The organism is Achromobacter spanius (genome assembly GCF_002812705.1).
GTDB classification, from domain to species: Bacteria; Pseudomonadota; Gammaproteobacteria; order Burkholderiales; family Burkholderiaceae_B; genus Achromobacter; species Achromobacter spanius.
Window position 1 is genome coordinate 2,964,450 of sequence record NZ_CP025030.1, and the last position, 24,036, is coordinate 2,988,485.

A 24,036-nucleotide genomic window follows, 5' to 3' on the forward strand; every position below is an offset into this window, starting at 1 on the left:
AACGATGAAACTCAAATCCATCCTGCTGGGCCTGGCAGCCGCCGGCCTGCTTATCCAATCGGCCGCGCAGGCGCGCACGCTGGACGAAGTGCGCGCCGATAAAAGCCTGGCCGTCGTCACCACCGCATCCGCGCCGCCGCACGGTTTCAAGAATCCAAAGTCGAACCAGTTGGAAGGCATCATGGTGGACGTGGCGGCCGGCGTGGCCAAGCACCTGAAGGTGTCGGACAAGCTGTCCGACGTGCCCTTTTCCGGCTTGATCCCCACGCTTACGTCCGGGCGGGCGGACGTCATGTCCGCGCCACTCTTCATCACCGAAGAACGGGCAAAGGCCATCGATTTTTCGGTACCCGTCTACGGCTGGGGCGAAGGCGTGGTGGTCAGCGACAAGGCGACCAGAAAGTACGCCAGGTTCGAAGACATGCAGGGACAGCGGGTGGGCGTGCTGGTGGATTCGGTGCAGTTCAACATGATCAAGGACATGCCGGGCACCAAGGTCACAACCTACCAGGACTATTCGACCTTGCTGGCTGACGTGCGTGCCGGCCGCATCGACCTGGGCATCGTGGACCCGCCCAGCATCATCTACCAGATTCAGACCAAGAACATTCCGGGCGTGAAGCTGGACACCGGCTACGAGCCGCAACGCAAGTGGCAGGTTGGCATGGCCGTGCAGAAGGGCAATACCACGCTGCTCGAAGCCGTCAACCAGGCACTGGCCGAGATGAAGGCAAACGGGGAAATGGCCGCCATCGGAAAGAAGTGGGGCGTGTCCGACCTGATCAGCAAGTAAGCGCCGCAACGGCACGCATAAGGAGCACGACTTGGATCTCGCTACGCTGCGCATGTACCTGACCCCTTTGGCCGAGGGCACGGTCTGGACTTTGGCGCTGTTTTTCTGTTCGGCTTTTCTGGCGGTGGCGTTGGGCCTGGTCGTCTGCTTGTGCCGCTTGTCGCCTTCGCGCCTGCTGAGCCGAGGGGCGCGGTTCTACATTGAGGTGATCCGCGGCACGCCGCTGCTGCTGCAACTGTTCTACATCTACTACGGGCTGCCCGAGATGGGGGTGGTCATCAACGGTTTCGTGGCCGGCGTGCTGGGCCTGACCCTGAACTTCGGCGCGTACCTGGCCGAACTGTTCCGAAGCGGAATCCAGTCGGTGGACACGGGCCAGTACGAGGCGGCCCGCGCGCTGGGTCTGCGCAAAGTGCAGCGGCTGCGCCGCATCGTGTTGCCGCAAGCGCTGCGCACGGTCTTCCCGGCCTTGGGCAACTACGCGCTGGTGTTGATCAAGGAGACGTCGCTGGTGGCCGTCATCAGCGTGTACGAACTGATGCGGGCGGGCGAGATGCTGGCCGGCGCGACCTTCCAGGCGCTGACGGTCTACACGATGGTGGGGGTCATCTACTTCGCCATGTGCAGCGTGCTGTCGTACCTGTTCCGGCGTTCCGAGAAGCGCTTGACGGTGCCGGGCTACTGGAGCGGCGCCGGCGAGAACCACGATATTTCCAAGGCCTGAAACGATGAACGCAACGACTGCCTCCGCCCCGATCATCACGATGCAGGGCGTCAGCAAATGGTATGGCGACTTCCAGGTGCTGAACGACCTGGCGCTGGAAGTGTCGCCCGGAGAGAAATTGATACTCTGTGGGCCGTCCGGCTCGGGAAAATCCACCACCATCCGCTTGCTGAACCGCCTGGAGGAACACCAGAAGGGCCGCATCGTGGTTGATGGCATCGAACTCAATGAAGATGTGAAGAATATCGAGCGCATCCGCGCGGAAGTCGGCATGGTGTTCCAGCACTTCAACCTGTTCCCGCATTTGACCGTGCTTGAGAATTGCACGTTGGCGCCGCTGCTGGTCAAGGGCGTGCCGGCGGATGAGGCCCGGTCGCGCGCCATGGAATATCTGGAGCGGGTGCGGATTCCACAGCACGCCGACAAGTATCCCGGCCAGCTCTCGGGCGGCCAGAAGCAGCGCGTGGCGATCGCGCGCGCCTTATGCATGCAACCCAAGATCATGTTGTTCGACGAACCCACCTCGGCGCTGGATCCCGAGATGGTCAAGGAAGTGCTGGACACCATGGTCGCGCTGGCCAAAGACGGCATGACGATGGTTTGCGTCACGCATGAAATGGGATTCGCGCGGGAAGTGGGCGACCGGGTGGTCTTCATGGACCAGGGAGCCATCGTTGAGGCCGACACGCCGGAGAACTTCTTCAATGCGCCCCGTTCGGAACGAGCACGGGCCTTCCTGGGGCAGATATTGGGCTGACGTCGTAACGGCTGGATGGCATTTATGCTAATTCCGGCTGGCGGAACTCGGCGGCCGGATACCGGAATGGTTCCATGCTCGCAACCTGAAATGGGTCTATCGCGATTTTGATACGCTCCCTATCATGCATATCAGGCGGGCGCGCATGCGCCCGCATCGCCATTGAAAACGACTAGGGAAAATCATGAACGGCGCTGACAGTCTCTGCGATACCTTGCTGGCCAACGATGTGGACGTGTGTTTTGCCAACCCCGGCACATCCGAAATGCACTTTGTCGCGGCCTTGGATCGCAAACCCAAGATGCGCTGCGTGCTGGGCCTGTTCGAAGGCGTGGTGACGGGCGCGGCCGACGGTTACGCGCGCATGGCCGACAAGCCGGCCGCCACCTTGCTGCACCTGGGGCCCGGCCTGGGCAATGGCCTGGCCAACCTGCACAACGCCAAGCGCGCGCGCACGCCCATGGTCAATATCGTGGGTGACCACGCCACCTATCACGTGCAATACGACGCGCCGCTGACCAGCGACGTGGAGGGCGTGGCGCGTCCCATGTCGCATTGGGTCAAGCGCACGATGACGGCCGCCGCCGTGTCGGCGGATGCCGCCGAGGCCATTGGCGTGGCGCGTCAGGCGCCCGGCAACATCGCCACCCTGATCCTGCCCGCCGACACCGCCTGGACCGATCTGCCCGACAGCGCGCCCGCGCCGGTGCAAGTGAAGGACCTGCCCTTGGCCCAGACCTCCGCCGAGTCCGTGCGCGCGGCAGCCGCCGCCATCCGCTCGGGCGAAGTCACGGTGCTGATGCTGGGCGGCGCGGCGCTGCGTGAACGCGCCTTGAACGCCGCCGGCCGTATCGCCCGCGCCACCGGTGTGCGCCTGATGTCCGAAACCTCCAACCGCCGCATCGAACGTGGCGGCGCGCGTACCCCGGTTGACCGGCTGCCCTATCCGATTGACCTGGCCGTGGCCAAGCTGAAAGACGTAAAGCACCTGGTGCTGGCGGGCGCCAAGGCGCCGGTCGGCTTCTTCGCCTACCCCGGCAAGCCCAGCCTGCTGGCGCCGCCCGACAGCAACCAGGTCGTGCTGGCGTCCGCCGAACAAGATCTTGCGCATGCGCTGGAATGGCTGGCCGATGAGCTTGGCATTGCCGCCGACGCCCCGCGCCTGGCCACGCCGGCCGCGGCCTATGACGTGCCGTCGACTGGCAAGCTGACCGGCGCCGCCGTGAACATTCTTATCGCTCACACCTTGCCCGAGCAAGCCATTGTGTGCGACGAGTCCATCACGCAGGGCCGCGAATTTCCCATCTACAGCGCCAGCAGCGCGCCGCACGATTGGCTGATGCTGACCGGCGGCGCCATCGGCATCGGCCTGCCGCTGGCAACCGGCGCCGCCGTGGCCTGCCCGGACCGCAAGGTCATCACGCTGCAAGCCGATGGCAGCGGCATGTACACCTTGCAAGCGCTGTGGACGCAAGCGCGCGAAAACCTGGACTGCCTCACGGTCATCCTGGCCAACCGCTCCTACGCCACGTTGCATGGCGAAATGAAGAACGTGGGCGTGAAGGAACCGGGCCGCAACGCCCGCCGCATGCTGGACCTGGAAGAGCCCTATCTGGATTGGACGCACCTGGCGCGCGGCATGGGCGTGGAGGCGGTCAGCGTGGATACGGTGGAAGGCTTTGCGCGCGCGCTGGCCGACGGCCTGAAGCGCCGTGGGCCGTTCCTGATCGAAGCCATCATCTAAGGCGGCATAGCCGGGAGGCACCCCTGGGACGTCCCCGGGGCTGCACGCAAAGGTCGAACCCCGGGCCGCATTCCGGTCGGCATATCCGGTCGGCATACCCCGGCCGTGTGCCTGAGTTGCCTACTCCTACACGCCCAGATAGCGCGTCAGTTGTTCCGGTTGCCGGGCCAGCGACGCGCTATCGCCGTCTTCCACGATCAGCCCTTTTTCCATTACCAGGCAACGATCGGTGTGTTCGAGCACCGCGCGATAGTTGCGGTCCACGATCAACGTAGACATCCCCGTCGCGCGAATCTCGCGGATGATGCGCCAGATCTCGGCCACGATCAGCGGGGCCAGCCCTTCGGTGGCTTCATCCAGAATCAGCAGGTCGGGGTTGGTCATCAGCGCGCGGCCGATGGCCAGCATCTGCTGCTCACCGCCCGACAACTGCTGCCCACCATGGCCCAGCCGTTCGCGCAGCCGGGGAAAGGTGTCCAGCACGCGCGTATAGGTCCAGGCGCGCTCGCCACCTACGCTGGGCCGCGCCGCCACTTGCAGGTTTTCACGCACGTTCAGATTGGGGAAAATGCCGCGCCCTTCAGGCACGTACGCGACGCCCATGCGCGCAATGGCATGGGCCGGCGCGCGGGTGCAATCGCGACCAGCCACGCGCACCTGGCCGCGCGTGCTTTTCACCTGGCCCATCAGGCTGCGGATCAGCGTGGTCTTGCCCATGCCGTTGCGTCCCACCAGCCCCACGGATTCACCTGGGGCGATGTGCATGTCCACGCCGCGCAGCACATGGCTGGCGCCGTAGTACACATGCAGGCCGCCCGCTTCGATCAAGGTGTGCATGCGGGGTCTCCTTGGGTGTGGCCGGGGCGGGTGTCTTCGCCCAGGTAAGCCGTGCGCACGTCCGCGTTGGCGCGGATGTCGGCGGGCGGGCCGCTGGCGATGGCGGTGCCGTTGACCATCACGGTGATGGTTTCGGCAATGCGGAACACCGCGTCCATGTCGTGCTCCACCAGCAAAATCGCGTGGCCTGCCTTCAAGCTTTGCAGCAGGTCCAGAATGCGGTCTGTTTCTTCCGGTCCCATGCCGGCCAAGGGCTCATCCAGCAGCAGTACCTGGGGTTCGCCTGCCAGGCACATGGCGATTTCAAGCTGGCGCTTGCGACCGTGCGGCAGCAGGCCGGCCGGTCGCGCGGCGTCGTCCGCCAGCCCCGTGCGTTCCAGCGCGTGATGTGCCAATTCCGCGCTGCGCCGGCAGTCCGACGCCGAACGCCACCAATGCCAGAAGCGCTGGCGTGCCGCCTGCGCCGTCAAGCGACAGTTCTCGAACACGCTCAGTTCGGGAAACAGCGTCGAACGCTGGTAGCTGCGGCCCAGTCCGGCACGCGCCCGTTGCGGCTGGCGCCAGGGGGTGATGTCGCGTCCGCCCAGCATCACCTGGCCGCTGCTGGGCGCCAGTTCGCCCGACAGGATGTTGATCAGTGTGGACTTGCCCGCCCCGTTGGTGCCGATGACGGCATGCACCTGGCCGCGCGCCAGCGTGAGTGATACGTCGTTGACCGCGGTCAGCCCGCCAAAGCGGCGCGTGATGCCGGTGGCGGCAAGCAGGCAATCAGACATGGCGTTCTCCCTGGATGGGCAGGCGGGCAGCGGGGCGCACGGAGGTGGAGGAGGGCGCCAGGGCCTGCGTGCCGCCGCCAGAGGCCGCATGCGCATTGGCGGCGCGTGCCTCGCGACGCTGGCGCCATTGCGCGGGCAGGCCCGCAATGCCATTGGGCAGCAGCGCCACCAGCGCAATGATGGCGATACCCAGCGGCAGATGCCAATGGCGTGCGTAGTCGCCAAACAGCGCCTGCGACTGGAACAACTCTTGCATCAGCACCAGCGCCACCGTGCCGATCACCGCGCCGCCCAGGCTGGCCATGCCGCCCAGAATCACCATCAGCAACACCAGGCCAGATTGTTCCCAAGCCAGCAGTTCCGGCGTGACAAAGCCGTCTTTCAGCGCGAAAAGAAAGCCCGCCAGACTGGCCAGCGTGGCGCCCACCACGTAGGCGGTCAGCTTGTACGGATACGTGGCATAGCCGGCTGCGCGCATACGTTGTTCGTTGATGCGGATGCCGGCCAGCGCCGCGCCAAAGGGTGACCGCCGCAGCAGCGACAGAAAGCCCCAGGTCAGCGCCAGGCAGGCCAGCACGAAGAAGTAGAAGGTGGTGGCGTTGCTCAGGTCGAAGGGCATCCAGCCGCCCACGGGCAGTTCGGGCCGGAAGTACAGGTAGATGCCATCGCTGCCGCCGCCGAAGTCGGTGTCGTGGAAAACGTAATAGGCCATCTGCGCAAAGGCCAGCGTCACCATGATGAAGTACACGCCGCGCGTGCGCAGCGCCAGCGCGCCGGTCAAGAGCGCATAGGCCGCCGCCGCCAACAGGGCCGCGGGCAATAGCCACCACAGGTTGCCCGCCTGGGATTCGGGCGACAGCAGTGCCGCCGCATAGGCGCCGATGCCGAAGAAGGCGGCATGCCCCAGGCTGACCAGCCCCGCGCCGCCCACCAGCAGTTGCAGGCTTAGCGCGAAGATGGCGTAGATCATGACCTTGATGGCCAGGCCCGTGTAGTAGTCGCTGCCGCTATAGGCAAACGCAGCCAGCGCCAGCAACGTTGCAAGGGGAAGAAGTCTCTGCATGGCTAGCCCTGTTTGAACAGCCCTTCGGGCTTGCATAGAAGAATGAAGGCCATCAGCAGATACACCAGCACGCCCGCGGCGGACGGGAACAGCACCTGGCCGAAGGTTTCCACAAAGCCCACCAGCATCGCGGCCAGGAAGGCGCCGCGTATCGAGCCGATGCCGCCGATCACCACCACCACGAAGCAGATGATCAGCACCCCGTTGCCCATGCCGGGATACACCGACGACACGGGCGCGGCAATGGTGCCGGCCAGCGCCGCCAGGGCCACGCCGGCCGCGAACACCAGCCGGTACAGCTTGTTGACGTCGATGCCCAAGGACGCGGTCATTTCGCGGTTGCTGGCGCCGGCGCGCAGCATCATGCCCAGCCGCGTGCGCGAAATCACCCAATACAGCAGCAGCGCCACCGCAATGCCCACGGCCGAGATGAATAGCCGATACACCGGATACGTCATCACGCCGCCCAGCGAGATACTGCCTTGCAGCCACGCGGGCAGCGGCACGCCGTGCACGTCGTTGCCCACCAGGATGCTGCGCAGTTCCTCGAAGACCAAAATCAGCCCGTAAGTCATCAGCACCTGCTGCAAGTGGTTGCGGTGGTACAGGTAGCTGAAGAACGCCGCTTCCAGCACATAGCCCAACGCACCGGCCAGCAGCACGCACACGGCAAGGGTGGCGATAAAGCCGCCGCCCAGCCAGCGGTCAACCAGCGGCCCCAGCGCAAACGCCATGTAGGCGCCGATCATGTAGAAGCTGCCATGGGCCAGGTTGATGATGCCCATGATGCCGAAGATCAGCGTGAGTCCGCTGGCCACCAGGAACAGCAGCAAGCCGTACTGGAATGCGTTCAGGCTTTGAATAAGCAGGATGCTGATGTCCATGGGGCGTCCTTGTTGCCTGGGTGCGTCAGAGCTTGCAGCCGCGCGCGGGGTCGGCCAGCTTTTTCGCGGCAACCTCGACGACCTTGTTCTCCAGGCCATCCACCCGGCGCAGATAAATGTCCTGCACCGGGTTGCCCGCAGCCGACAGCGTGAAGGGGCCGCGCGGGCTGTCCACGGTGGCGCCGCGCATCGCCTGGCGGAAGTCCGCCTTCTTGGCGAAGTCGCCCTTCACGGCCGACAGGCCCGACTGCATCAGTTGCGCGGCGTCGTAGCCTTGCACGGCGTACACGTCAGGCTGCACCTTGTAGTTCTTGGCGTAGTCGGCGCGGAAGGCGTTGTCGCGCGGCGTGTTAAGACCGTCGGCGTAGTGCAGCGTGGTCAAGAGGCCTTGCGCGGATGCGCCTTGCGCCTGCAAGGTGCCGTCGGTAAGGAAGCCCGAGCCGTACAGCGGAATGGTCTTGTCCAGGCCCGCCGCGTGATAGTCCTGCACGAACTTCACCGCGCCGCCGCCCGCGAAGAAGGTGAACACCATGTCGGGCTTGGTGGCGGCAATCTCGGTCAGGAGCGATTGGAATTCCACGTTGGGAAACGGCAGGCTCAATTCCTTGACGACCTTGCCGCCCGCCTTTTCAAAACCTTCCTTGAAGCCGCCAATGGCCTCGTCCCCCGCCGCGTATTTCCAGCTGATGGTGACGGCGGTCTTGTGGCCCTTGGCGTAGGCCACGGGGCCCATGGCGTAGGCCGGCTGCCAGTTGGTGAACGACGTGCGGAAGATGCCGGGGCCGCACAGCGGGCCGGTGATGGCGTTGGCGCCCGCGTTGGTGACGATCAGCGTGGTGTCGCTGTCTTTCGCGGCCTTGGCCAGCGCCATCGCCACGCCTGAGTGCACCGTGCCGATCAGCACGTCGACCTGGTCGCGCTTGATCAGGCGGTTGGCGTTTTCAGCGGCCTTGGCGGGGTTGGACTCGTCATCCACCTTGAAGTATTCGATCTCGCGCCCGCCCAGCTTGCCGCCTTGTTCGGCAACGTACAGCTTGAAGCCGTTCTCGATGGCGTTGCCCAGCGCGGCGAAGGTGCCGCTGTAGGGCAGCATGAAACCGACTTTGATCTTGTCGGCGGCCTGCGCGCCGCTGGCGGCGAACGTCAGGGCCGCGGCAATCGCAGCCCGGGTCAGGGCGTGGTTCATGGTTTGTCTCCGTGCTTGTCATGGGCTGGCGGAAGGCCGGCCGGGTTTAACCAACGCGCCGACAATGCCGGCGAGGGGGATTCATAGCGTTGCTTCTTCCAACTGACGCAGCCGGAAGCGCTGGATCTTTCCCGTGGCCGTCTTGGGCAGCTCTTCGGTGAAGTTGATCTGGCGCGGATACTTGAAGGGCGCCAGATGCTGCTTCACATAGCTTTGCAGCGCGGCGCCGGTCTGGGCGTCGGGCTCGAAGCCCGGGCGCAGCACCACATAGGCCTTGGTTTTGACCAGGCCGTCGTGGTCCGGCACGCCGATCACGGCGGCTTCCAGCACGGCTTCGTGCTGCACCAGCACGTTTTCCACTTCCACCGGCGACACATACTGGCCGCTGACCTTGATCATGTCGTCGCTGCGGCCGGCATAGGTGTAGTAGCCGTCGGTGTCACAGGTGTATTTGTCGCCGCTTTTCAACCAGTCGCCCAGAAAGCACTGGCGCGTCTTGTCGCGGTTGTTCCAGTACATCAGCGCGGCGCTGGGGCCTTTGATGTAGAGGTCGCCGATGGTGCCGGCCGCCACGGGCGCGCCGCTGTCGTCGCGCAACTGCACTTCGTAGCCCGGCACGGGCTTGCCGGTGGTGCCGTAGCGGATCTGCCCGCTTTGGTTCGAGATGAAGATGTGCAGCATCTCGGTGGAGCCGATGCCGTCCAGGATCTCGCAGCCGAAATGCCGCGTGAAGCGTTCACCGATGTCGCGCGGCAAGGCTTCGCCGGCTGACGTACATACCCGCATCGCCACCTGCTCGCGCGGCGGCAAGTCGGGTGATGCCAGCATGCTGGCGTACAAGGTGGGCACGCCGTAGAACACGGTGGGGCGATGCCGCGTCAGGCGCTGGAAAACGGCCTGTGGGGTGGGACGTTCGCCCATCAGGATGACGGTGGCGCCGACGGACAGCGGAAAGGTCAGGCCGTTGCCCAGGCCGTAGGCAAAGAACAGCTTGGCGGCTGAGAACACCACGTCGTCCTCGCGGATGCCCAGCACCGGCTTGGCATAGAGTTCGGCCGTGTGCCAAAGGTTGCCATGCGTATGCACCACACCCTTGGGCTTGCCGGTGGAGCCCGACGAATACAGCCAGAACGCGATCTCGTCGGAGAGCGTGCGCACGGCGGGGGCCAGCGGCGCGCCGGCCAACAGGGCGTCGAAGTCCTGGGCGGGGGCGGGCAGGGTGGCTGCGGGGTGCGCAGGTTTGGGCTGTGCGTTGTTTGGCTGTGCAGGTTTGGGCTGTGCGTTGTTTGGCTGTGACACGACCACGTGTTCGACATCCCCGGGCGATTGGGCCAGCGCCGCCTGCAAGGCCGGCATCAGCGCGCCCGAGACGAACACGGCGCGCACGCGGCTGTGCGTGATGATGTAGGCGTAATCGTCGGGCGTCAGCAGCGTGTTGACGGCCACGGGCACCACGCCGGCATGCAGTGCGCCCAGGAAGGCAACGGGCCAATCTACCGTGTCCTGCATCAGCAGCAGGATGCGTTCTTCGCGGCGCAATCCCAACTGCCGCAACGCGCCCGCCATGCGCGCGACCCGCTCGGCCAGTTCGCCGTAGCTGAGCTGGCGGCTGTCGTCGATATAGGCGGGCTTGGCGGCGCGGGCGGCGTTCAGGGCAGCCAGATGGCTGGCGAAGTTGAGTTCGGCGGGGCAGGTGTTCACGGTTGTCTCCTGATGTCCTGGTGGGGCGCGTCATGGCTGTGTTTTTTTGTCTGCCATGGCGGGTGGGCGTCGGCGTCAGCCGTCGGGCGGTGTGAACGCGATGGCGCCGCCGGGCAGCAGGTACAGCACCAGCGCGCGGCCTTGCGTCACGGTGGGGCTATGCGCGCTGCCGGGGCCGTAGACCAGCCAGCCGGCGCCGTGGCCGTCAAAGCGCGCGTCGGCGGTGAGCGGCATGATCAGGTCTATTTCGCCATTGGGATGCGCGTGGTGGGGGCCGGCCAGGTCGTTCATGTCGACCACGTCCACCGAGCAGCCAGCCAGGTCTTCCGCCGGCTTGATGACGCGCCCGTAGCGGATGCCGCCGCCTTCGCGGTTGCACATCCAGCCGTCGGCCACGCCCTGCCTACAGGCGGCGAAGATGTTCTGGTACAGCGTGCTATCGGGGCCGGCCTCGCGGTTCAGCATCGCCTGCAGCCCCTCATCCAGCGGCTGGTTCGCCACCAGGCGCGTGGCCTCGCGCATCAGGGCATGGAATTGATCTGGCGTGCTCACCGGGACTCCTCCTTTACACTGTCGGCGCCTTGGAAGCGGCATGAACTTGAATGCTGCTTTGTTGCGCGATAACGGCTTGGAACTGCTTGGAAGGAAAAATAGTGCTTCCATACGAAAGGGTCAAGCACTATAGTGCATAAAACATGGCGTATCAGGGTATTTGCGGAGTCAGCCAAACATGAATCAAGCGCTAGATGCGGCGCCAACCGAACCCAGGCGGGAAGCTTTCCTGGTGGCATTGGGCGAGCGCGTGCGCCGCCTGCGAGCCATACGCGGCATGACCCGCAAAAGCCTGTCGCAAGTGACCGGGGTGTCGGAACGGCATCTGGCCAATCTTGAACATGGGGTGGGCAATGCGTCCATCCTGGTGCTGCTGCAGATTGCCCGCGCCTTCAATTGCGCGCTGGCTGAACTGGTGGGCGATGTCACCACCGAATCGCCCGACTGGCTGCTGATCCGCGAACTGCTCAGCGGCCGCACCGAATCCGACCTGCAACGCGCGCGCGAAGCCTTGACGCAACTGTTTGGCGTGGGCGCGGGCGCGCAGCGGCCCAACCGCACGCAGCGCGTGGCGCTGATCGGGCTGCGTGGCGCGGGCAAGTCCACCCTGGGCCAGATGCTGGCCGACGATCTGGGCTACCCCTTTGTCGAACTCAACCGCGAGATCGAGCGCGTGGCGGGGTGCAGCATCCTGGAAATCCATAATCTGTATGGCCCCAACGCGTATCGCCGCTACGAACGGCGGGCGCTGGAAGAAGCGGTGCAGATCTACCCGGAAATGGTGCTGGCCACCCCCGGCGGGCTGGTGTCCGAACCCGCCACGCTGAACCTGCTGCTGGCGCACTGCTACACGGTATGGCTGCGCGCCACGCCCGAAGAGCACATGGGCCGCGTCATGGCGCAGGGCGATTTCCGCCCCATGTCGGGCAATAACGAAGCCATGGCCGACCTGAAGCGCATCCTGGCCGGGCGCGAGGCTTTCTACGAGAAGGCTGACCTGACCTGGGTCACCAGCAACCTGGAAGTGCAGGAAAGCTTTGCCGGCCTGCGCACCCAGGTTCGCAAAGCCTGCGGCCTGCCGCTATAAAACTGCACTTTTCTGCATGTCTTGCTTGACGTGTCTTTTTGCCTGAACTAATCTGCACAATAATTCATGTGATGCAGTATTTTTCCTGTCCAGGCAGGGCGTACGAGGAGACACACGATGAGCAGCACCGCAAATGGGGCGGAATCCCGGCTTGAAGTTCGGCCGGAATCCCGGCCTGAATCTTTGGCAGAAGCCCGCGTCGATTTCCGCACCCAACCCGGCCAATACCGCCATTGGCGCCTGTCGTTCGACGGCCCCGTCGCCACCCTGGCCATGGATGTGGCCGAAGACGGCGGCCTGCGCCCCGGCTACAAGCTCAAGCTGAATTCCTACGACCTGGGCGTAGACATTGAATTGCACGACGCCCTGCAACGCATCCGCTTCGAACACCCCGAAGTGAAAAGCGTGGTCGTCACCAGCATGAAAGACCGCATCTTCTGTTCGGGCGCCAACATCTTCATGCTGGGCTTGTCGTCGCACGCCTGGAAGGTGAACTTCTGCAAGTTCACCAACGAAACCCGCAACGGCATCGAAGATTCCAGCCGTCATAGCGGTCTGAAATTCATCGCCGCGCTGAACGGCGCCTGCGCCGGGGGCGGGTACGAGCTGGCCTTGGCCTGCGACGAAATCTTGCTGGTGGACGACCGCTCGTCCTCGGTGGCGCTGCCCGAGGTGCCGCTCTTGGGCGTGCTGCCCGGCACAGGCGGGCTGACGCGCGTGACCGACAAGCGGCGCGTGCGCCACGACCATGCAGATATCTTCTGCACGCTGGTCGAAGGCGTGCGCGGCCAGCGTGCCAAGGACTGGCGGCTGGTGGACGACGTGGTCAAGCCCGCGCGTTTTGAAGAGGCGGTGCGTGAACGGGCGATGGCGCTGGCGGAAAGCAGCGACCGCCAGGGGACTGAGCCCGGCATTGCGCTGACGCCGATCGAACGCACTGAAGGCGCGGACCATTTGTCGTACCGCTACGTGGATATCCAGGTTGACCGCGACAAGCGCCTGGCAACCTGGACCGTGCGCGCTCCGGAAGGCGAGGTGCCATCCGAACTGGCTGACATCATGGCCGCGGGCGCCGCATGGTGGCCCTTGCAGATGGCGCGTGAACTGGACGACGCCATCTTGACGATGCGCACCAACGAGCTGGACATCGGCACCTGGATCTTCAAGACCGAAGGCGACGCCGCTGCCGTGTTGGCCGCCGACGCCACGCTGCAACGGCACGCGGGCCACTGGTTCGTGCGTGAAACGGCCGGCATGCTGCGCCGCACGCTGGCGCGCCTGGACGTTACCTCGCGCAGCCTGTTCGCGCTGATCGAACCCGGCTCCTGCTTTGTGGGCACCTTGCTGGAACTGGCGCTGGCCGCCGACCGTAGCTACATGCTGGATAGCGAGGCGGATGCCGGTGCCGACGTTGATGAACCTGCCGCGCAGATCGTCGTGGGCGAACGCAACTTCGGCGCCTATCCGATGGTGAACGGGCAAAGCCGCTTGCAGCGCCGCTTCTATGAAGAAATCGAGCCGCTGGAAGCCGTGCGCGCCCGCGCCGGGCAAGCCCTGTCGGCCGTCGACGCGCTGAACCTGGGCCTGGTGACCTACGCGCCCGACAGCATCGACTGGGACGACGAGGTGCGGATGATGCTTGAGGAACGCCGCGCGCTCTCGCCCGACGCCTTGACCGGGCTGGAAGCCAACCTGCGCTTTGGAGGCAAAGAGACGATGGAAACCCGCATCTTCGGGCGCCTGACGGCCTGGCAGAACTGGATCTTCAACCGCCCCAACGCGGCCGGCGACAAGGGCGCGCTAAAGCTCTACGGCAAGGGCGAGCAGGCCGCGTTCGACTGGAAGCGGGTCTGAAAATCGGTCATAGAAGCCGGTCTTAGAAGCCGGCCATGGAAGCCGGTCTTCGACGCCGAGCCGGAAAACAAACAAGGAGCGAGACAATGTCTGGAATCAACTACACCGATAAGATCCCCAATAACGTCAACCTGTCCGGCGATCGCACCTTGCAACGCGCGCTGGAACATTGGCAGCCCAACTACCTGCAATGGTGGCAAGACATGGGGCCTGACGGCTCGCATGGCTTCGACGTCTACCTGCGCACGGCAGTCAGCGTGGAACCCGATGGCTGGGCCAACTTCGACCACGTGCGCATGCCGGATTACCGTTGGGGCATCTTCCTGGCGCCGCAGGACGGCCAGCGCAAGATCCACTTCGGCGAAAACATCGGCCGCGACGTGTGGCAGGATGTGCCGGGCGAACACCGCGCCAATCTGCGCCGCATCATCGTGACGCAGGGCGACACCGAACCCGCATCGATCGAACAGCAACGCCACCTGGGCCTGACCGCGCCGTCGCAGTACGACCTGCGCAACCTGTTCCAGATCAACGTTGAAGAAGGCCGCCACCTGTGGGCCATGGTGTATTTGCTGCATCGCTACTTCGGCCGCGATGGCCGCGAAGAGGCCGACGCGCTGTTGCAGCGCACGTCGGGCGATGCCGACAACCCGCGCATCCTGGGTGCCTTCAACGAGAAGACGCCCGACTGGCTGGCCTTCTACATGTTTACCTACTTCACCGACCGCGACGGCAAGTTCCAGTTGTGCGCGTTGGCAGAGTCCAGCTTCGACCCGCTGGCGCGCACCACCAAGTTCATGCTGACCGAAGAAGCGCACCACATGTTCGTGGGCGAATCCGGTATCTCGCGCGTGATCCAGCGCACCTGCGAAGTGATGAACCAGTTGAAGACCGACGATCCGCAAAGCGTGCGCGCGGCCGGCGTGATTGATCTGCCCACCATCCAGCGCTATTTGAATTTCCACTACAGCGTCACCATCGACCTGTTCGGCGCGGATCAGTCGTCGAACGCGGCCATCTTCTATGGCTCGGGCTTGAAGGGCCGCTATGAAGAGTCCAAGCGCACCGACGACCACCAGTTGAAGAACGACACCTATCGCGTGCTGACCGTGAACAACGGCAAGCTGAACGAGGTGGAAGTGCCCATGCTGAACGCCCTGAACGAAGTGCTGCGCGATGACTTCATCCGCGATTCGGTGGCGGGTATTGGCCGCTGGAACAAGGTCATCGAAAAAAGTGGTATTCCGTTCCGCCTGCAGGTGCCGCACAAGGCGTTCAACCGGCAGATCGGCACGCTGGCCGGGATCCGCATGTCGCCCGAAGGCGAGATCGTGTCCGAAGCGCAATGGCAGGCCAACAGCCACAAGTGGCTGCCCACGCCTGAAGACCGCGCGTTTGTCGCGTCGCTGATGGGGCGGGTGACGGAACCCGGCAAGTTCGCCAATTGGATCGCGCCGCCCGTCATGGGCGTCAACCGCCAGCCAGTGAACTTCGATTACGTCCGTTTCAACTGAAGGCGACGGGGCGGCGCGCGCATGCCGCCCGCCCGCGCATTGGGAAGACCGCGATGAACGCTCCCTTACCCGCACAGGTGCTCAAGCAGCACCTGATCGACCCCGAGATCTGTATCCGCTGCAACACGTGCGAAGAGACCTGTCCGGTTGACGCGATCACGCACGATTCCAACAACTACGTGGTGGACCCTGACATCTGCAATGGCTGCATGGCCTGTGTGCCGCCGTGCCCAACGGGCTCGATCGACAACTGGCGGCTGATGGTGCGCAGCGAAGCGTATTCGGTGCAAGAGCAATTGGGCTGGGAAGAGTTGCCCAAGGAAAAGGCGTTGCCGGTGGCGGATGAGGCTGTGGCGGCGGCGGCACCTTCGGATGACGTGTCCGAGGCGCTGGCGCAGCCTTCCGGGCAAGCGTCCTTCACGCTGCCGGGTGCCTCCGTGCCGCCATGGTCGGCCGCGCATCCCTACGTCAATCTTTACACGCACAAGGCGCCGATGACGGCCACCGTAGTCGGCAACTATCGCGTGACGGGCGCCGATACCGAAAGCGACATCCATCACATCGTGCTGGACTTCGGCGAGCTGCCGTTTCCCGTGTTGGAGGGTCAGTCCATCGGCATCCTGCCCCCCGGCGTGGACGCCCAAGGCCGGCCGCATCATGCGCGCCAGTATTCGTTGGCCAGTCCGCGCGACGGCGAACGCGCGGGCTACAACAACCTGTCGCTGACAGTAAAGCGCGTGACCGAGGACCACGGCGGCGTGGCGGCACATGGGGTGTGTTCGAACTATTTGTGCGATCTGGCCAAGAACGACACGGTGCAGGTCATAGGCCCCTTCGGCCATACCTTCTTGATGCCGAACCACCCGCGCGCGAACCTGATCATGATCTGCACGGGCACGGGTTCCGCGCCGATGCGCGCGATGACCGAGCGCTACCGGCGGCGTATCGATACGGGTGAAAACGGCAAGCTGATGCTGTTCTTCGGCGCGCGCACCGAACGCGAACTGCCGTATTTCGGACCGCTGATGAAGCTGCCGCGCGACTTCATCGACATCAATCTGGCGCTGTCGCGCGAGCCCGGCCAGCCCAAGCGCTATGTGCAGGATTTGATCCGCGATCGGGCTGGGCAAGTGCGCGATCTGCTGGCCGATCGCAACACCTGCATCTATGTGTGCGGGCTGAAAGGCATGGAAGTCGGCGTGCTGGACGCCTTGCGTGATGTGACGATGCAGGCGGGGCAGGATTGGTCTATCCTGCACGATGTGCTGCGCCGCGAAGGGCGCCTGCATTTCGAGACCTATTAGCGTCATTCACAAGCGTGACATACGTGAAAAGCACGGCGCGCCTTGAGCGCGCCGTTTGTTTTTCCGGGGGGAAAAAATAAATGAAGTTCGCTGAATTCAAAGACGGCATGTTGATCAAGGCCGGTCCGGTCACCATCACGGAAGCCGAGATCCTGGAGTTCGCCCGCAAGTTCGACCCGCAGTGGTTCCACACCGACCCGCAACGCGCGGCGGAAGGCCGCTGGGGCGGGCTGATCGCCAGCGGGTGGCATACGTGCGCGCTGGCCATGCGCATGGCGGTGGATGCCGCGCTGCATGATTCGGAGTCGTTCGGGTCGCCTGGGTTGGGGGAAGTGCGCTGGCGGACTCCGGTGCGCCCGGGCGATACCTTGCGTTTGGAGGCGCGTGTGCAAGGCGCGAGAACGTCGTCGTCACGCCCGGATCTGGGGATTATCACGTGGTCTTGGACGGTGATCAATCAGCACGACGAAGGCGTGCTGGAAATGGACGCGACGAGTTTGTTTGATCTGTCGGGGGAGAATTAAGGGGGGGATGTGGTGTGATGGGTTTGCGCGATGGAGGCTGCGCGTTTGGCGGATGCATCGCGCGCCACACCCATCCTACGGGCTTGCGGTGGATGATGGGTTTGCGCGGTGGCGGCTGCGTGTTTGGTGGATGCATCGCGCGCTGCACCCATCCTACGGGCTTGCGGTGATTGATGAGTTTGCGCTTTTGGCTGGCGCATCGCGCGCCGCACCGCGTTGTAGGATGGGTGCGGCGCGGGGATGTCGGGGCAAGGACCCTGTCGTATAGCGCGCGTAACCCATCACGGTGCCACCCAAAAAAAATCCCGCCTTCATCGCGAAGGCGGGATTTTCATTCAAGCCTGACAAGCGATCAATAGAACGCCTGGATGCCCGTTTGGGCGCGGCCCAGGATCAGGGCGTGCACGTCGTGGGTGCCTTCGTAGGTGTTGACCACTTCCAGGTTCACCAAATGGCGGGCCACGCCGAATTCGTCCGAAATGCCGTTGCCGCCGAGCATGTCGCGCGCCAGGCGGGCGATGTCCAGGGCCTTGCCGCAGGAATTGCGCTTCATGATGGACGTAATTTCGACGGCGGCGGTGCCTTCGTCCTTCATGCGGCCCAAACGCAGGCAGCCTTGCAGGGCCAGCGTGATTTCGGTTTGCATGTCGGCCAGCTTCTTCTGGATCAGCTGGTTGGCGGCGAGCGGGCGGCCGAATTGCTTGCGGTCCAGCGTGTACTGGCGAGCCGTGTGCCAGCAGGCTTCAGCGGCGCCGACGGCACCCCAGGCGATGCCGTAGCGGGCGGAATTCAAGCACGTGAACGGACCCTTCAGGCCGGACACGCCGGGCATCATCTGGTCTTCGGACACTTCCACTTCGTCCATGACGATTTCGCCGGTGATCGACGCGCGCAGGCCGACCTTGCCGTGGATGGCCGGGGCCGACAGGCCCTTCATGCCCTTGTCCAGAATGAAGCCGCGGATCTTGCCGTCGAAGTCGCCGCCGACGCACTTGGCCCACACCACGAACACGTCCGCGATCGGCGAATTCGTGATCCACATCTTGTTGCCGGAAACCTTGTAGCCGTCGGACGTCTTGACGGCGCGGGTTTCCATGCCGCCGGGGTCGGAACCGTGGTTGGGTTCGGTCAGGCCGAAGCAGCCGATCCACTCGCCGCGCGCCAGCTTGGGCAGGTACTTCTTCTTTTGCGCTTCGCTGCCGAATTCGTTGATCGGCACCATTACCAGCGACGACTGCACGCTCATCATCGAGCGGTAGCCGGAGTCGATGCGTTCGACTTCGCGGGCGATCAGGCCGTAGCTGACGTAGTTCATGCCAGCGCCGCCGTATTCTTCAGGAATGGTGGCGCCCAACAGGCCCAGTTCACCCATTTCCGAGAAGATTTCCGGATCGGTTTTCTCGTTGCGGAAGGCGTTCAGCACGCGGGGGGCAAGCTTGTCCTGCGAATAGGCATAGGCGGCGTCGCGCACCATGCGTTCTTCTTCGGTCAGTTGCTGGTCCAGCAACAGGGGATCTTGCCATTGAAAAGAAGGATTCGAGGACATGCTGGGTCTCCGCTATGGATCCGTATTCGGAATCTAGAAAGTTTAAACCTAAAATAATTCGGGCGGCAAGTTCGGGTTTCCGAGGGCGGCGCGCCTGGGCGCACCGCCGTGTTTGCCCGCCCGGTCGAGGGTTCAGTGCTGAGCTTTGAGCGCCGCGTCGCGGATCTTTTCCAAGGTCGTCGACGGGGTGATGGTTTCGGGGTCGATGAAGCAATGCAGGATGGCCGGCTTGCCGCTGGCCAGGGCGCGTTCGAACGCCGGGCCGAACTGTTCGGTGGTCTCGACGCGTTCACCGTGGCCGCCGAAGGCGCGCGCGTAATCGGCAAAGTCCGGGTTCTTGAGTTCAGTCGCGGACACGCGGCCGGGGTAGTGCTTTTCCTGGTGCATGCGGATGGTGCCGTACATGCCGTTGTCGACCAGCACCACCACGATGGGCAGGTCGTACTGGACGGCGGTGGCGAATTCCTGGCCGTGCATCAGGAAGCAGCCGTCGCCGGCAAAGCAGACAACCGTCTTGTCAGGCCAGACGCGCTTGGCGCCCACTGCCGCGGGCAGGCCGTAACCCATCGAGCCCGACGTCGGCGCCAACTGCGTGCCAAAGCGCGTGAAGCGGTGGAAGCGATGCAGCCAGGTGGCGTAGTTGCCCGCGCCGTTGGTCATGATGGCGTCGGCCGGCAGCGTCTTTTCCAGATACGCCATAACCTGGCCCATTTGCAGCGCGCCCGGGGTCGTGACAGTTTCCGGGTCGCTCCACTTCAGGTACGACTCGCGCATGGCCTGCGTGCCTTCCGCCCACACGGGCTTGGCGGGCGCTTTCAGGCTGCCCAGCGACTCGGCGAACGCAGCGGGCGACGTATTGATGGCCAGCGTGGCGCGGTAGACGCGGCCCAGTTCGGCGGTGTCGGGATGCACGTGCACCAGCTTTTGCTTCGGGACCGGAATGTCCAGCAGCGTGTAGGCCTGGCTGGGGTTTTCGGACATGCGGCCGCCCACCAGCAGGATCAGGTCGGCATCGGCCACGCGCTTGAGCAAAGCCGGGTTGATGCCCAGGCCCACGTCGCCGATGAAGCAGGGGTGATCAGCCGGGAACAGCATCTGGCGGCGGAACGACACCGCCGTGGGCAGCGCATGGCGCTGCGCGAAATCAGCAAACTGCTGCACCGCGCGGGCGTCCCAGCGGGTGCCACCCAGGATGGCGACAGGGTTCTTGGCGTCGGCCAAGAGCTTTTCCAGGTCGGCCAACTGGCCGGCCGTGGGCGCGGATTCAATCAATTCGTAGCGCGGGGCGTCGGCCACCTTGGCCGCTTCCACCAGCATGTCTTCGGGCAGCGCGATCACGACGGGGCCGGGGCGGCCGGACGTGGCGATGTGGAACGCGCGCGAGATCAGTTCGGGAATGCGCTCGACCTGATCGATCTCGGTGACCCACTTGGCCTGCGTGCCGAACACGGCGCGGTAGTCCATTTCCTGAAAGGCTTCGCGCTCGCGCATGCCACGTTCGATCTGGCCCACGAACAGAATCAGCGGCGTGGAATCCTGCTTGGCGATGTGCACGCCGGCCAGCGCGTTGGACGCGCCCGGGCCACGGGTGACCATGCAGATGCCGGGTTCACCGGTCAGCTTGCCGTGGGCGTCCGCCATCATGGCCGCGCCGCCTTCCTGGCGGCACACGGTAACTTTGATATCCGCGTCGTGCAGGCCGTCCAGCACCGCCAGATAGCTCTCGCCGGGAACGCAGAAAACGTGTTTGACGCCCTGGGCGACCAATTGGTCGACCAGAATGTGACCGCCAAGGCGGGAATCTTGCTGAGACATGGTGGGGTGTCGTGGTGAGCCGAGGATAAGACCTTTGAGGATATGTGCCCTGGCCGCACAACGCAATTGATAAAATTGCACAATCTATTGATTCCCCGGCACGTAGTGCCCGTTGGCTTTCAGGCAGTTTTGCAACATGAGAAACGGCATTCCCAACTTGACCGCCCTGCAGGCGTTCGAGGCATCGGCCCGGCTGGGCAGCTTTTCCCGCGCCGCCGAAGAACTGTCCCTGACGCATAGCGCCGTCTACCGGCAGGTGGCCAGCCTGGAAGCGCGGCTGGGCGTGCAGTTGTTCACGCGCGTGCGGCGGCGCATTGTGCTGACCGATCACGGCGCCGAATACGCCGGCCGGATCCGTCACCATCTGGACCAGATCGAAAAAGATACCTTCGGCCTGGTCAGCCGCACGGGCATGGGCCGCAGCATACACATTGCGGTAGTGCCCACGCTGGCCACCACCTGGCTCATCCCGCGCCTGGCGGACTTCCAGCGGACGCATGCCGACATTACCGTCAGCCTGTCGGTGCGCACCTTGCCATTCCAGTTCAAAGACCAGCCGTTCGACGGCGCGCTTTATCATGGCGACGGCTTGTGGCCCGGCACCCAGGGCGGGCTGCTGTTTCCCGAGCGGGAACTGGTGCCCGTCTGCGCGCCCGCGCTTGCCGCCCGCGCCGCCAAGACGGCCGAGGCGGGCGTCAGCGTGCTGGCCGGCATGACGCATCTGCACCTGGCCTCGCGGCCGGACGCCTGGCGCCAGTGGTATGCCGCCAATAACCATCTGTATGGCCCGCAGGCCGCGGGCGGCCCCCGTTATGAACTGTTCACCATGGTGATGGCGGCGGTGCAGGCCGGCTTGGGCGTGGGGCTGATGCCGCGCTTCCTGGCCCAACCCGCGCTGGACCAGGGCACGCTGGCCATGCCCGTGCCGCAATCCCTGACGGTCAGCCAGGGGTATTACTTCGGCTATCCGCAGCGCAGCGAGCGGTCGGATGCGCTCAAGCTCTTCGAAACCTGGCTGAAGTCCGCGGCGGCAGGGGTGGGGGAACGATGAAGGCCATGACGAAGGGAACACCGAGGCAAACAGCGAGGCAAACAGCGAAGGAAACGCCGAAGGGCATGACGACCGCCCGCCCAGCGCTTGCCTCCCAAGCCGATATCGACGCTTTCATCGACGCCGTGTGGCTGGAAGACGGCCTGTCGGCCAACACGCTGGCCGCCTACCGCCGCGACCTGACCGGGTTCGCCCGCTGGCTTGAAGACCCGGAAGCCTATGCCCGCGAAATGGCCGATCGCCATGGCGATGCGGCAAGCGCCCAGGCACTGCCCGTGGAACCGGCCAAACCGCTGTGCGACGCGCAAAAGGCCGACATCGAAGCCTGGTTCGCCTTCCGCCACGAAGAAACCCGCGCCACCACCGCCAACCGCCGCCTGGCCGCGCTGCGCCGATTCTTTGCCTGGGCGCTGCGCGAACGCCGCTCGGAACGCGACCCCTGCCTGACCCTGATCGCCGCCAAGCAGCCGCCGCGCCTGCCCAAGACCCTGTCCGAGCAACAAGTGGACGCCTTGCTGCGCGCGCCCGATGTCACGCAGCCGCGCGGCCTGCGTGACCGCGCCATGCTGGAAACGCTGTACGCCACCGGTTTGCGTGTGTCTGAATTGGTGGGCGTGCGCGCGCTGGACGTCAGCCTGAATGAAGGCGTGGTGCGCGTGGTGCTGGGCAAGGGCGGCAAAGACCGCCTGGTGCCGCTGGGCGCCGAGGCGGCTCACTGGATCGACCTGTATTTGAAAACCGCGCGCCCCGAGCTGGCAGCCGGCCGCCAAAGCGATGCGCTGTTCATCACCGGCCGCGCCGAAGCCATGTCGCGCCAGGCGTTCTGGCAACTGGTGAAGAAGTATGCGTTGCTGGCCGACATCCACGCGCCGCTGTCGCCGCACGTCTTGCGCCACGCCTTCGCCACGCACCTGCTGAACCATGGCGCCGACCTGCGCGTGGTGCAGATGCTGCTGGGCCACGCCGACATTTCCACCACGCAGATCTACACCCACGTCGCGCGCGAGCGCCTGAAGGCGCTGCACGCCGCGCACCATCCGCGCGGTTAGCCGCCCGCGACGACGTTCCCTTTATCTATTCTGATCCGGCAAACCATGAGCAAAGCCCGCCACGTATCCGAAACCCCCGCCACGCAACTCCTCAAGCAGCACAAGGTGCCCTACACCGAACACACCTACGACTACGTGGACCACGGCGGCGCGGGCGAAGCCGCGCGCCAGTTGGGCCTGGACCCGCACGCTGTCGTAAAGACGCTGGTGATGGAAGACGAATCCGCCAAGCCGCTGATCGTCGTCATGCATGGCGACCGCGAAGTCTCCACGAAGAACCTGGCGCGCCAGGCGGGGCTGAAACGGGTCGAGCCCTGCAAGCCCGAGGTGGCGCAGCGGCATTCCGGTTACCAGGTGGGCGGCACGTCGCCCTTCGGCACCCGCAAGAAGATGCCGGTGTGGGTCGAGGCCGACGTGCTGACTTACCCGGTGGTCTACATCAACGGTGGACGGCGCGGTTACCTGATCGGCATCGACCCCAACGCCCTGGTGACGGTGTTGGGCGCCAAGCCGGTGTCCGTGGCACTGGAATAGGGCCGCGACGGCCGCGCAGCAGTCAGGCGCGGTTTAAGGCCTGCTCTTGGGCAGATTGCTCCAGCATCTTTTGATAGGCGCTGTAATAGCAGGCCGCCGCCGCGCGGGCGTGTCCCAGCATGCGGATGCGCACAAGTTCGGTATCGCCGGATAGAAACGCTTCGTACAGGCCCCGCATGCCCTGCAGGATGATGCTGCGGATTTCCTGGTCGTCCATCGTCACCAGGCGCACCACCTGCACGTGATCGATGTAGCGCGAGATCACCTCGGCCAGTTCGCGGTTGGGCACCATCGTCAGCCAGGCCGATCGGAAATGCGCGTTGCTACGCATGAATTCGTCGATGTCGGTGCGGGCGTGCGCGTCTTCGGCGCGTTCCAGGGCAGCCTTCATATCGGCCAGGCCCTTGGGGCCGGCGTGTACCGAGGCCGCGGCGGCCGCGGCGGGTTCAAGCAGCGTGCGGATTTCGAAAATCTCGTTCATCTCGCCCAGCGTGAATCGGCGCAGCACGAAGCCGCGCGCCGTGCCTTCCAGCAAGCCTTCGCTTTTAAGTTGCATCAGCGCTTCGCGCACGGGCATGCGCGACACCTCGAGCTCTTCGGCAATGTCGTGATCCACCAGCCGGTCTTCCAGACGGATCAGGCCCATCTGTATGCGCTCTCGGACGATGCCGTACACCTGTTCACGCAGGTTCGGCTTGCGCGCCGTGTCTCTTGTTGTGGTTTTTGCCTTCATCACTGCCT

At 64.7% G+C, this 24,036-nt stretch carries 22 protein-coding genes; 12 read left to right on the top strand and 10 right to left on the bottom strand.

Annotation, left to right across the window (positions count from 1 at the left end):
* Nucleotides 1-4 precede the first annotated feature (4 nt).
* The 4 genes from CVS48_RS13470 (at nt 5) to CVS48_RS13485 (ending at nt 4,018) form a co-directional block, all read left to right on the top strand.
* The gene (locus CVS48_RS13470) at nt 5-793 is read left to right on the top strand and encodes an ABC transporter substrate-binding protein (RefSeq protein ID WP_100854893.1); all 789 of its coding nucleotides are present in this window, start codon (nt 5-7) and stop codon (nt 791-793) included.
* Nucleotides 794-824: 31 nt separating this feature from the next.
* Nucleotides 825-1,517 (top strand): amino acid ABC transporter permease, encoded by a 693-nt coding sequence (locus tag CVS48_RS13475; RefSeq protein ID WP_006222809.1) that lies wholly within the window; start codon nt 825-827, stop codon nt 1,515-1,517.
* A 4-nt stretch (nt 1,518-1,521) separates the two neighbouring features.
* Complete coding sequence (locus CVS48_RS13480; protein WP_100854894.1) at nt 1,522-2,274, top strand: amino acid ABC transporter ATP-binding protein; 753 nt, start codon at nt 1,522-1,524, stop codon at nt 2,272-2,274.
* A gap of 184 nt (nt 2,275-2,458) precedes the next feature.
* Nucleotides 2,459-4,018 carry an acetolactate synthase large subunit gene (locus tag CVS48_RS13485; RefSeq protein ID WP_100854895.1) on the top strand — a complete coding sequence of 520 codons (1,560 nt, stop codon included), beginning with the start codon at nt 2,459-2,461 and terminating at the stop codon, nt 4,016-4,018.
* Nucleotides 4,019-4,144: 126 nt separating this feature from the next.
* Here CVS48_RS13485 and CVS48_RS13490 read toward each other — a convergent pair whose 3' ends face one another.
* The 7 genes from CVS48_RS13490 to CVS48_RS13520 form a co-directional block, all read right to left on the bottom strand.
* Complete coding sequence (locus tag CVS48_RS13490) at nt 4,145-4,855, bottom strand: ABC transporter ATP-binding protein (RefSeq protein WP_100854896.1); 711 nt, start codon at nt 4,853-4,855, stop codon at nt 4,145-4,147.
* Nucleotides 4,843-5,631 (bottom strand): ABC transporter ATP-binding protein, encoded by a 789-nt coding sequence (locus CVS48_RS13495; RefSeq protein WP_100854897.1) that lies wholly within the window; start codon nt 5,629-5,631, stop codon nt 4,843-4,845. The genes CVS48_RS13490 and CVS48_RS13495 overlap by 13 nt, the downstream gene beginning before the upstream one ends.
* Nucleotides 5,624-6,694 carry a branched-chain amino acid ABC transporter permease gene (locus CVS48_RS13500; RefSeq protein ID WP_100854898.1) on the bottom strand — a complete coding sequence of 357 codons (1,071 nt, stop codon included), beginning with the start codon at nt 6,692-6,694 and terminating at the stop codon, nt 5,624-5,626. The genes CVS48_RS13495 and CVS48_RS13500 overlap by 8 nt, the downstream gene beginning before the upstream one ends.
* Nucleotides 6,695-6,696: 2 nt before the next feature.
* Complete coding sequence (locus tag CVS48_RS13505; protein ID WP_100854899.1) at nt 6,697-7,578, bottom strand: branched-chain amino acid ABC transporter permease; 882 nt, start codon at nt 7,576-7,578, stop codon at nt 6,697-6,699.
* Between the two features lie 25 nt (nt 7,579-7,603).
* On the bottom strand, nt 7,604-8,764 hold the full coding sequence (locus CVS48_RS13510; RefSeq protein ID WP_100854900.1) for an ABC transporter substrate-binding protein: 1,161 nt from the start codon (nt 8,762-8,764) through the stop codon (nt 7,604-7,606).
* Between the two features lie 81 nt (nt 8,765-8,845).
* Entirely contained in the window at nt 8,846-10,465 is a 1,620-nt protein-coding gene (locus tag CVS48_RS13515; RefSeq protein WP_100854901.1) for a benzoate-CoA ligase family protein, read from the bottom strand.
* Nucleotides 10,466-10,540: 75 nt separating this feature from the next.
* Nucleotides 10,541-11,017, bottom strand: coding sequence for a DUF4863 family protein (locus CVS48_RS13520; RefSeq protein WP_100854902.1), 477 nt, complete (start codon nt 11,015-11,017; stop codon nt 10,541-10,543).
* Between the two features lie 178 nt (nt 11,018-11,195).
* Here CVS48_RS13520 and CVS48_RS13525 point away from each other — a divergent pair, with 178 nt between their 5' ends.
* From CVS48_RS13525 to CVS48_RS13545, 5 genes are all read left to right on the top strand, one after another.
* Nucleotides 11,196-12,104, top strand: coding sequence for a helix-turn-helix transcriptional regulator (locus CVS48_RS13525; protein WP_050449754.1), 909 nt, complete (start codon nt 11,196-11,198; stop codon nt 12,102-12,104).
* 117 nt (nt 12,105-12,221) lie between these two features.
* On the top strand, nt 12,222-13,958 hold the full coding sequence (gene boxC / locus CVS48_RS13530; RefSeq protein ID WP_242001289.1) for a 2,3-epoxybenzoyl-CoA dihydrolase: 1,737 nt from the start codon (nt 12,222-12,224) through the stop codon (nt 13,956-13,958).
* Nucleotides 13,959-14,044: 86 nt separating this feature from the next.
* Nucleotides 14,045-15,472, top strand: a complete 1,428-nt coding sequence (gene boxB, locus CVS48_RS13535) for a benzoyl-CoA 2,3-epoxidase subunit BoxB (RefSeq protein ID WP_100854903.1) — start codon at nt 14,045-14,047, stop codon at nt 15,470-15,472.
* A 53-nt stretch (nt 15,473-15,525) separates the two neighbouring features.
* Nucleotides 15,526-16,776 (top strand): benzoyl-CoA 2,3-epoxidase subunit BoxA, encoded by a 1,251-nt coding sequence (gene boxA, locus CVS48_RS13540; RefSeq protein ID WP_100854904.1) that lies wholly within the window; start codon nt 15,526-15,528, stop codon nt 16,774-16,776.
* A gap of 80 nt (nt 16,777-16,856) precedes the next feature.
* On the top strand, nt 16,857-17,300 hold the full coding sequence (locus CVS48_RS13545) for a MaoC family dehydratase (protein WP_006221119.1): 444 nt from the start codon (nt 16,857-16,859) through the stop codon (nt 17,298-17,300).
* Nucleotides 17,301-17,652: 352 nt separating this feature from the next.
* On the opposite strand, the gene CVS48_RS13550 is transcribed toward CVS48_RS13545, so the two are convergent.
* Nucleotides 17,653-18,846, bottom strand: coding sequence for an acyl-CoA dehydrogenase (locus CVS48_RS13550; RefSeq protein ID WP_100854905.1), 1,194 nt, complete (start codon nt 18,844-18,846; stop codon nt 17,653-17,655).
* A gap of 132 nt (nt 18,847-18,978) precedes the next feature.
* Entirely contained in the window at nt 18,979-20,661 is a 1,683-nt protein-coding gene (locus CVS48_RS13555) for a thiamine pyrophosphate-binding protein (RefSeq protein ID WP_100854906.1), read from the bottom strand.
* Nucleotides 20,662-20,797: 136 nt separating this feature from the next.
* On the opposite strand from CVS48_RS13555, the gene CVS48_RS13560 reads away from it, so the two are divergent.
* The 3 genes from CVS48_RS13560 to ybaK all read left to right on the top strand — a co-directional run bounded on the left by CVS48_RS13560 (nt 20,798) and on the right by ybaK (nt 23,295).
* The gene (locus tag CVS48_RS13560) at nt 20,798-21,712 is read left to right on the top strand and encodes a LysR substrate-binding domain-containing protein (RefSeq protein WP_100854907.1); all 915 of its coding nucleotides are present in this window, start codon (nt 20,798-20,800) and stop codon (nt 21,710-21,712) included.
* A 65-nt stretch (nt 21,713-21,777) separates the two neighbouring features.
* A complete protein-coding gene (gene xerD, locus CVS48_RS13565) occupies nt 21,778-22,761 on the top strand; it encodes a site-specific tyrosine recombinase XerD (RefSeq protein ID WP_100854908.1) in 984 nt (327 codons plus the stop codon).
* A gap of 45 nt (nt 22,762-22,806) precedes the next feature.
* A complete protein-coding gene (gene ybaK / locus CVS48_RS13570; RefSeq protein WP_100854909.1) occupies nt 22,807-23,295 on the top strand; it encodes a Cys-tRNA(Pro) deacylase in 489 nt (162 codons plus the stop codon).
* 22 nt (nt 23,296-23,317) lie between these two features.
* Here the strand turns inward: ybaK and CVS48_RS13575 are convergent, their stop codons facing one another.
* Nucleotides 23,318-24,028, bottom strand: coding sequence for a GntR family transcriptional regulator (locus CVS48_RS13575; RefSeq protein ID WP_100854910.1), 711 nt, complete (start codon nt 24,026-24,028; stop codon nt 23,318-23,320).
* Nucleotides 24,029-24,036 lie beyond the last annotated feature (8 nt).

Coding starts and splice junctions, on each gene's coding strand:
- CVS48_RS13555 (WP_100854906.1), bottom strand. CDS start 20,661: ATGTCTCAGCAAGATTCCCGCCTTGGCGGTCACATTCTGGTCGACCAA.
- CVS48_RS13490 (WP_100854896.1), bottom strand. CDS start 4,855: ATGCACACCTTGATCGAAGCGGGCGGCCTGCATGTGTACTACGGCGCC.
- CVS48_RS13545 (WP_006221119.1), top strand. CDS start 16,857: ATGAAGTTCGCTGAATTCAAAGACGGCATGTTGATCAAGGCCGGTCCG.
- CVS48_RS13510 (WP_100854900.1), bottom strand. CDS start 8,764: ATGAACCACGCCCTGACCCGGGCTGCGATTGCCGCGGCCCTGACGTTC.
- CVS48_RS13485 (WP_100854895.1), top strand. CDS start 2,459: ATGAACGGCGCTGACAGTCTCTGCGATACCTTGCTGGCCAACGATGTG.
- CVS48_RS13500 (WP_100854898.1), bottom strand. CDS start 6,694: ATGCAGAGACTTCTTCCCCTTGCAACGTTGCTGGCGCTGGCTGCGTTT.
- CVS48_RS13505 (WP_100854899.1), bottom strand. CDS start 7,578: ATGGACATCAGCATCCTGCTTATTCAAAGCCTGAACGCATTCCAGTAC.
- CVS48_RS13550 (WP_100854905.1), bottom strand. CDS start 18,846: ATGTCCTCGAATCCTTCTTTTCAATGGCAAGATCCCCTGTTGCTGGAC.
- CVS48_RS13525 (WP_050449754.1), top strand. CDS start 11,196: ATGAATCAAGCGCTAGATGCGGCGCCAACCGAACCCAGGCGGGAAGCT.
- CVS48_RS13560 (WP_100854907.1), top strand. CDS start 20,798: ATGAGAAACGGCATTCCCAACTTGACCGCCCTGCAGGCGTTCGAGGCA.
- ybaK (WP_100854909.1), top strand. CDS start 22,807: ATGAGCAAAGCCCGCCACGTATCCGAAACCCCCGCCACGCAACTCCTC.
- boxA (WP_100854904.1), top strand. CDS start 15,526: ATGAACGCTCCCTTACCCGCACAGGTGCTCAAGCAGCACCTGATCGAC.
- CVS48_RS13495 (WP_100854897.1), bottom strand. CDS start 5,631: ATGTCTGATTGCCTGCTTGCCGCCACCGGCATCACGCGCCGCTTTGGC.
- boxB (WP_100854903.1), top strand. CDS start 14,045: ATGTCTGGAATCAACTACACCGATAAGATCCCCAATAACGTCAACCTG.
- CVS48_RS13480 (WP_100854894.1), top strand. CDS start 1,522: ATGAACGCAACGACTGCCTCCGCCCCGATCATCACGATGCAGGGCGTC.
- xerD (WP_100854908.1), top strand. CDS start 21,778: ATGACGACCGCCCGCCCAGCGCTTGCCTCCCAAGCCGATATCGACGCT.
- CVS48_RS13575 (WP_100854910.1), bottom strand. CDS start 24,028: ATGAAGGCAAAAACCACAACAAGAGACACGGCGCGCAAGCCGAACCTG.
- CVS48_RS13470 (WP_100854893.1), top strand. CDS start 5: ATGAAACTCAAATCCATCCTGCTGGGCCTGGCAGCCGCCGGCCTGCTT.
- boxC (WP_242001289.1), top strand. CDS start 12,222: ATGAGCAGCACCGCAAATGGGGCGGAATCCCGGCTTGAAGTTCGGCCG.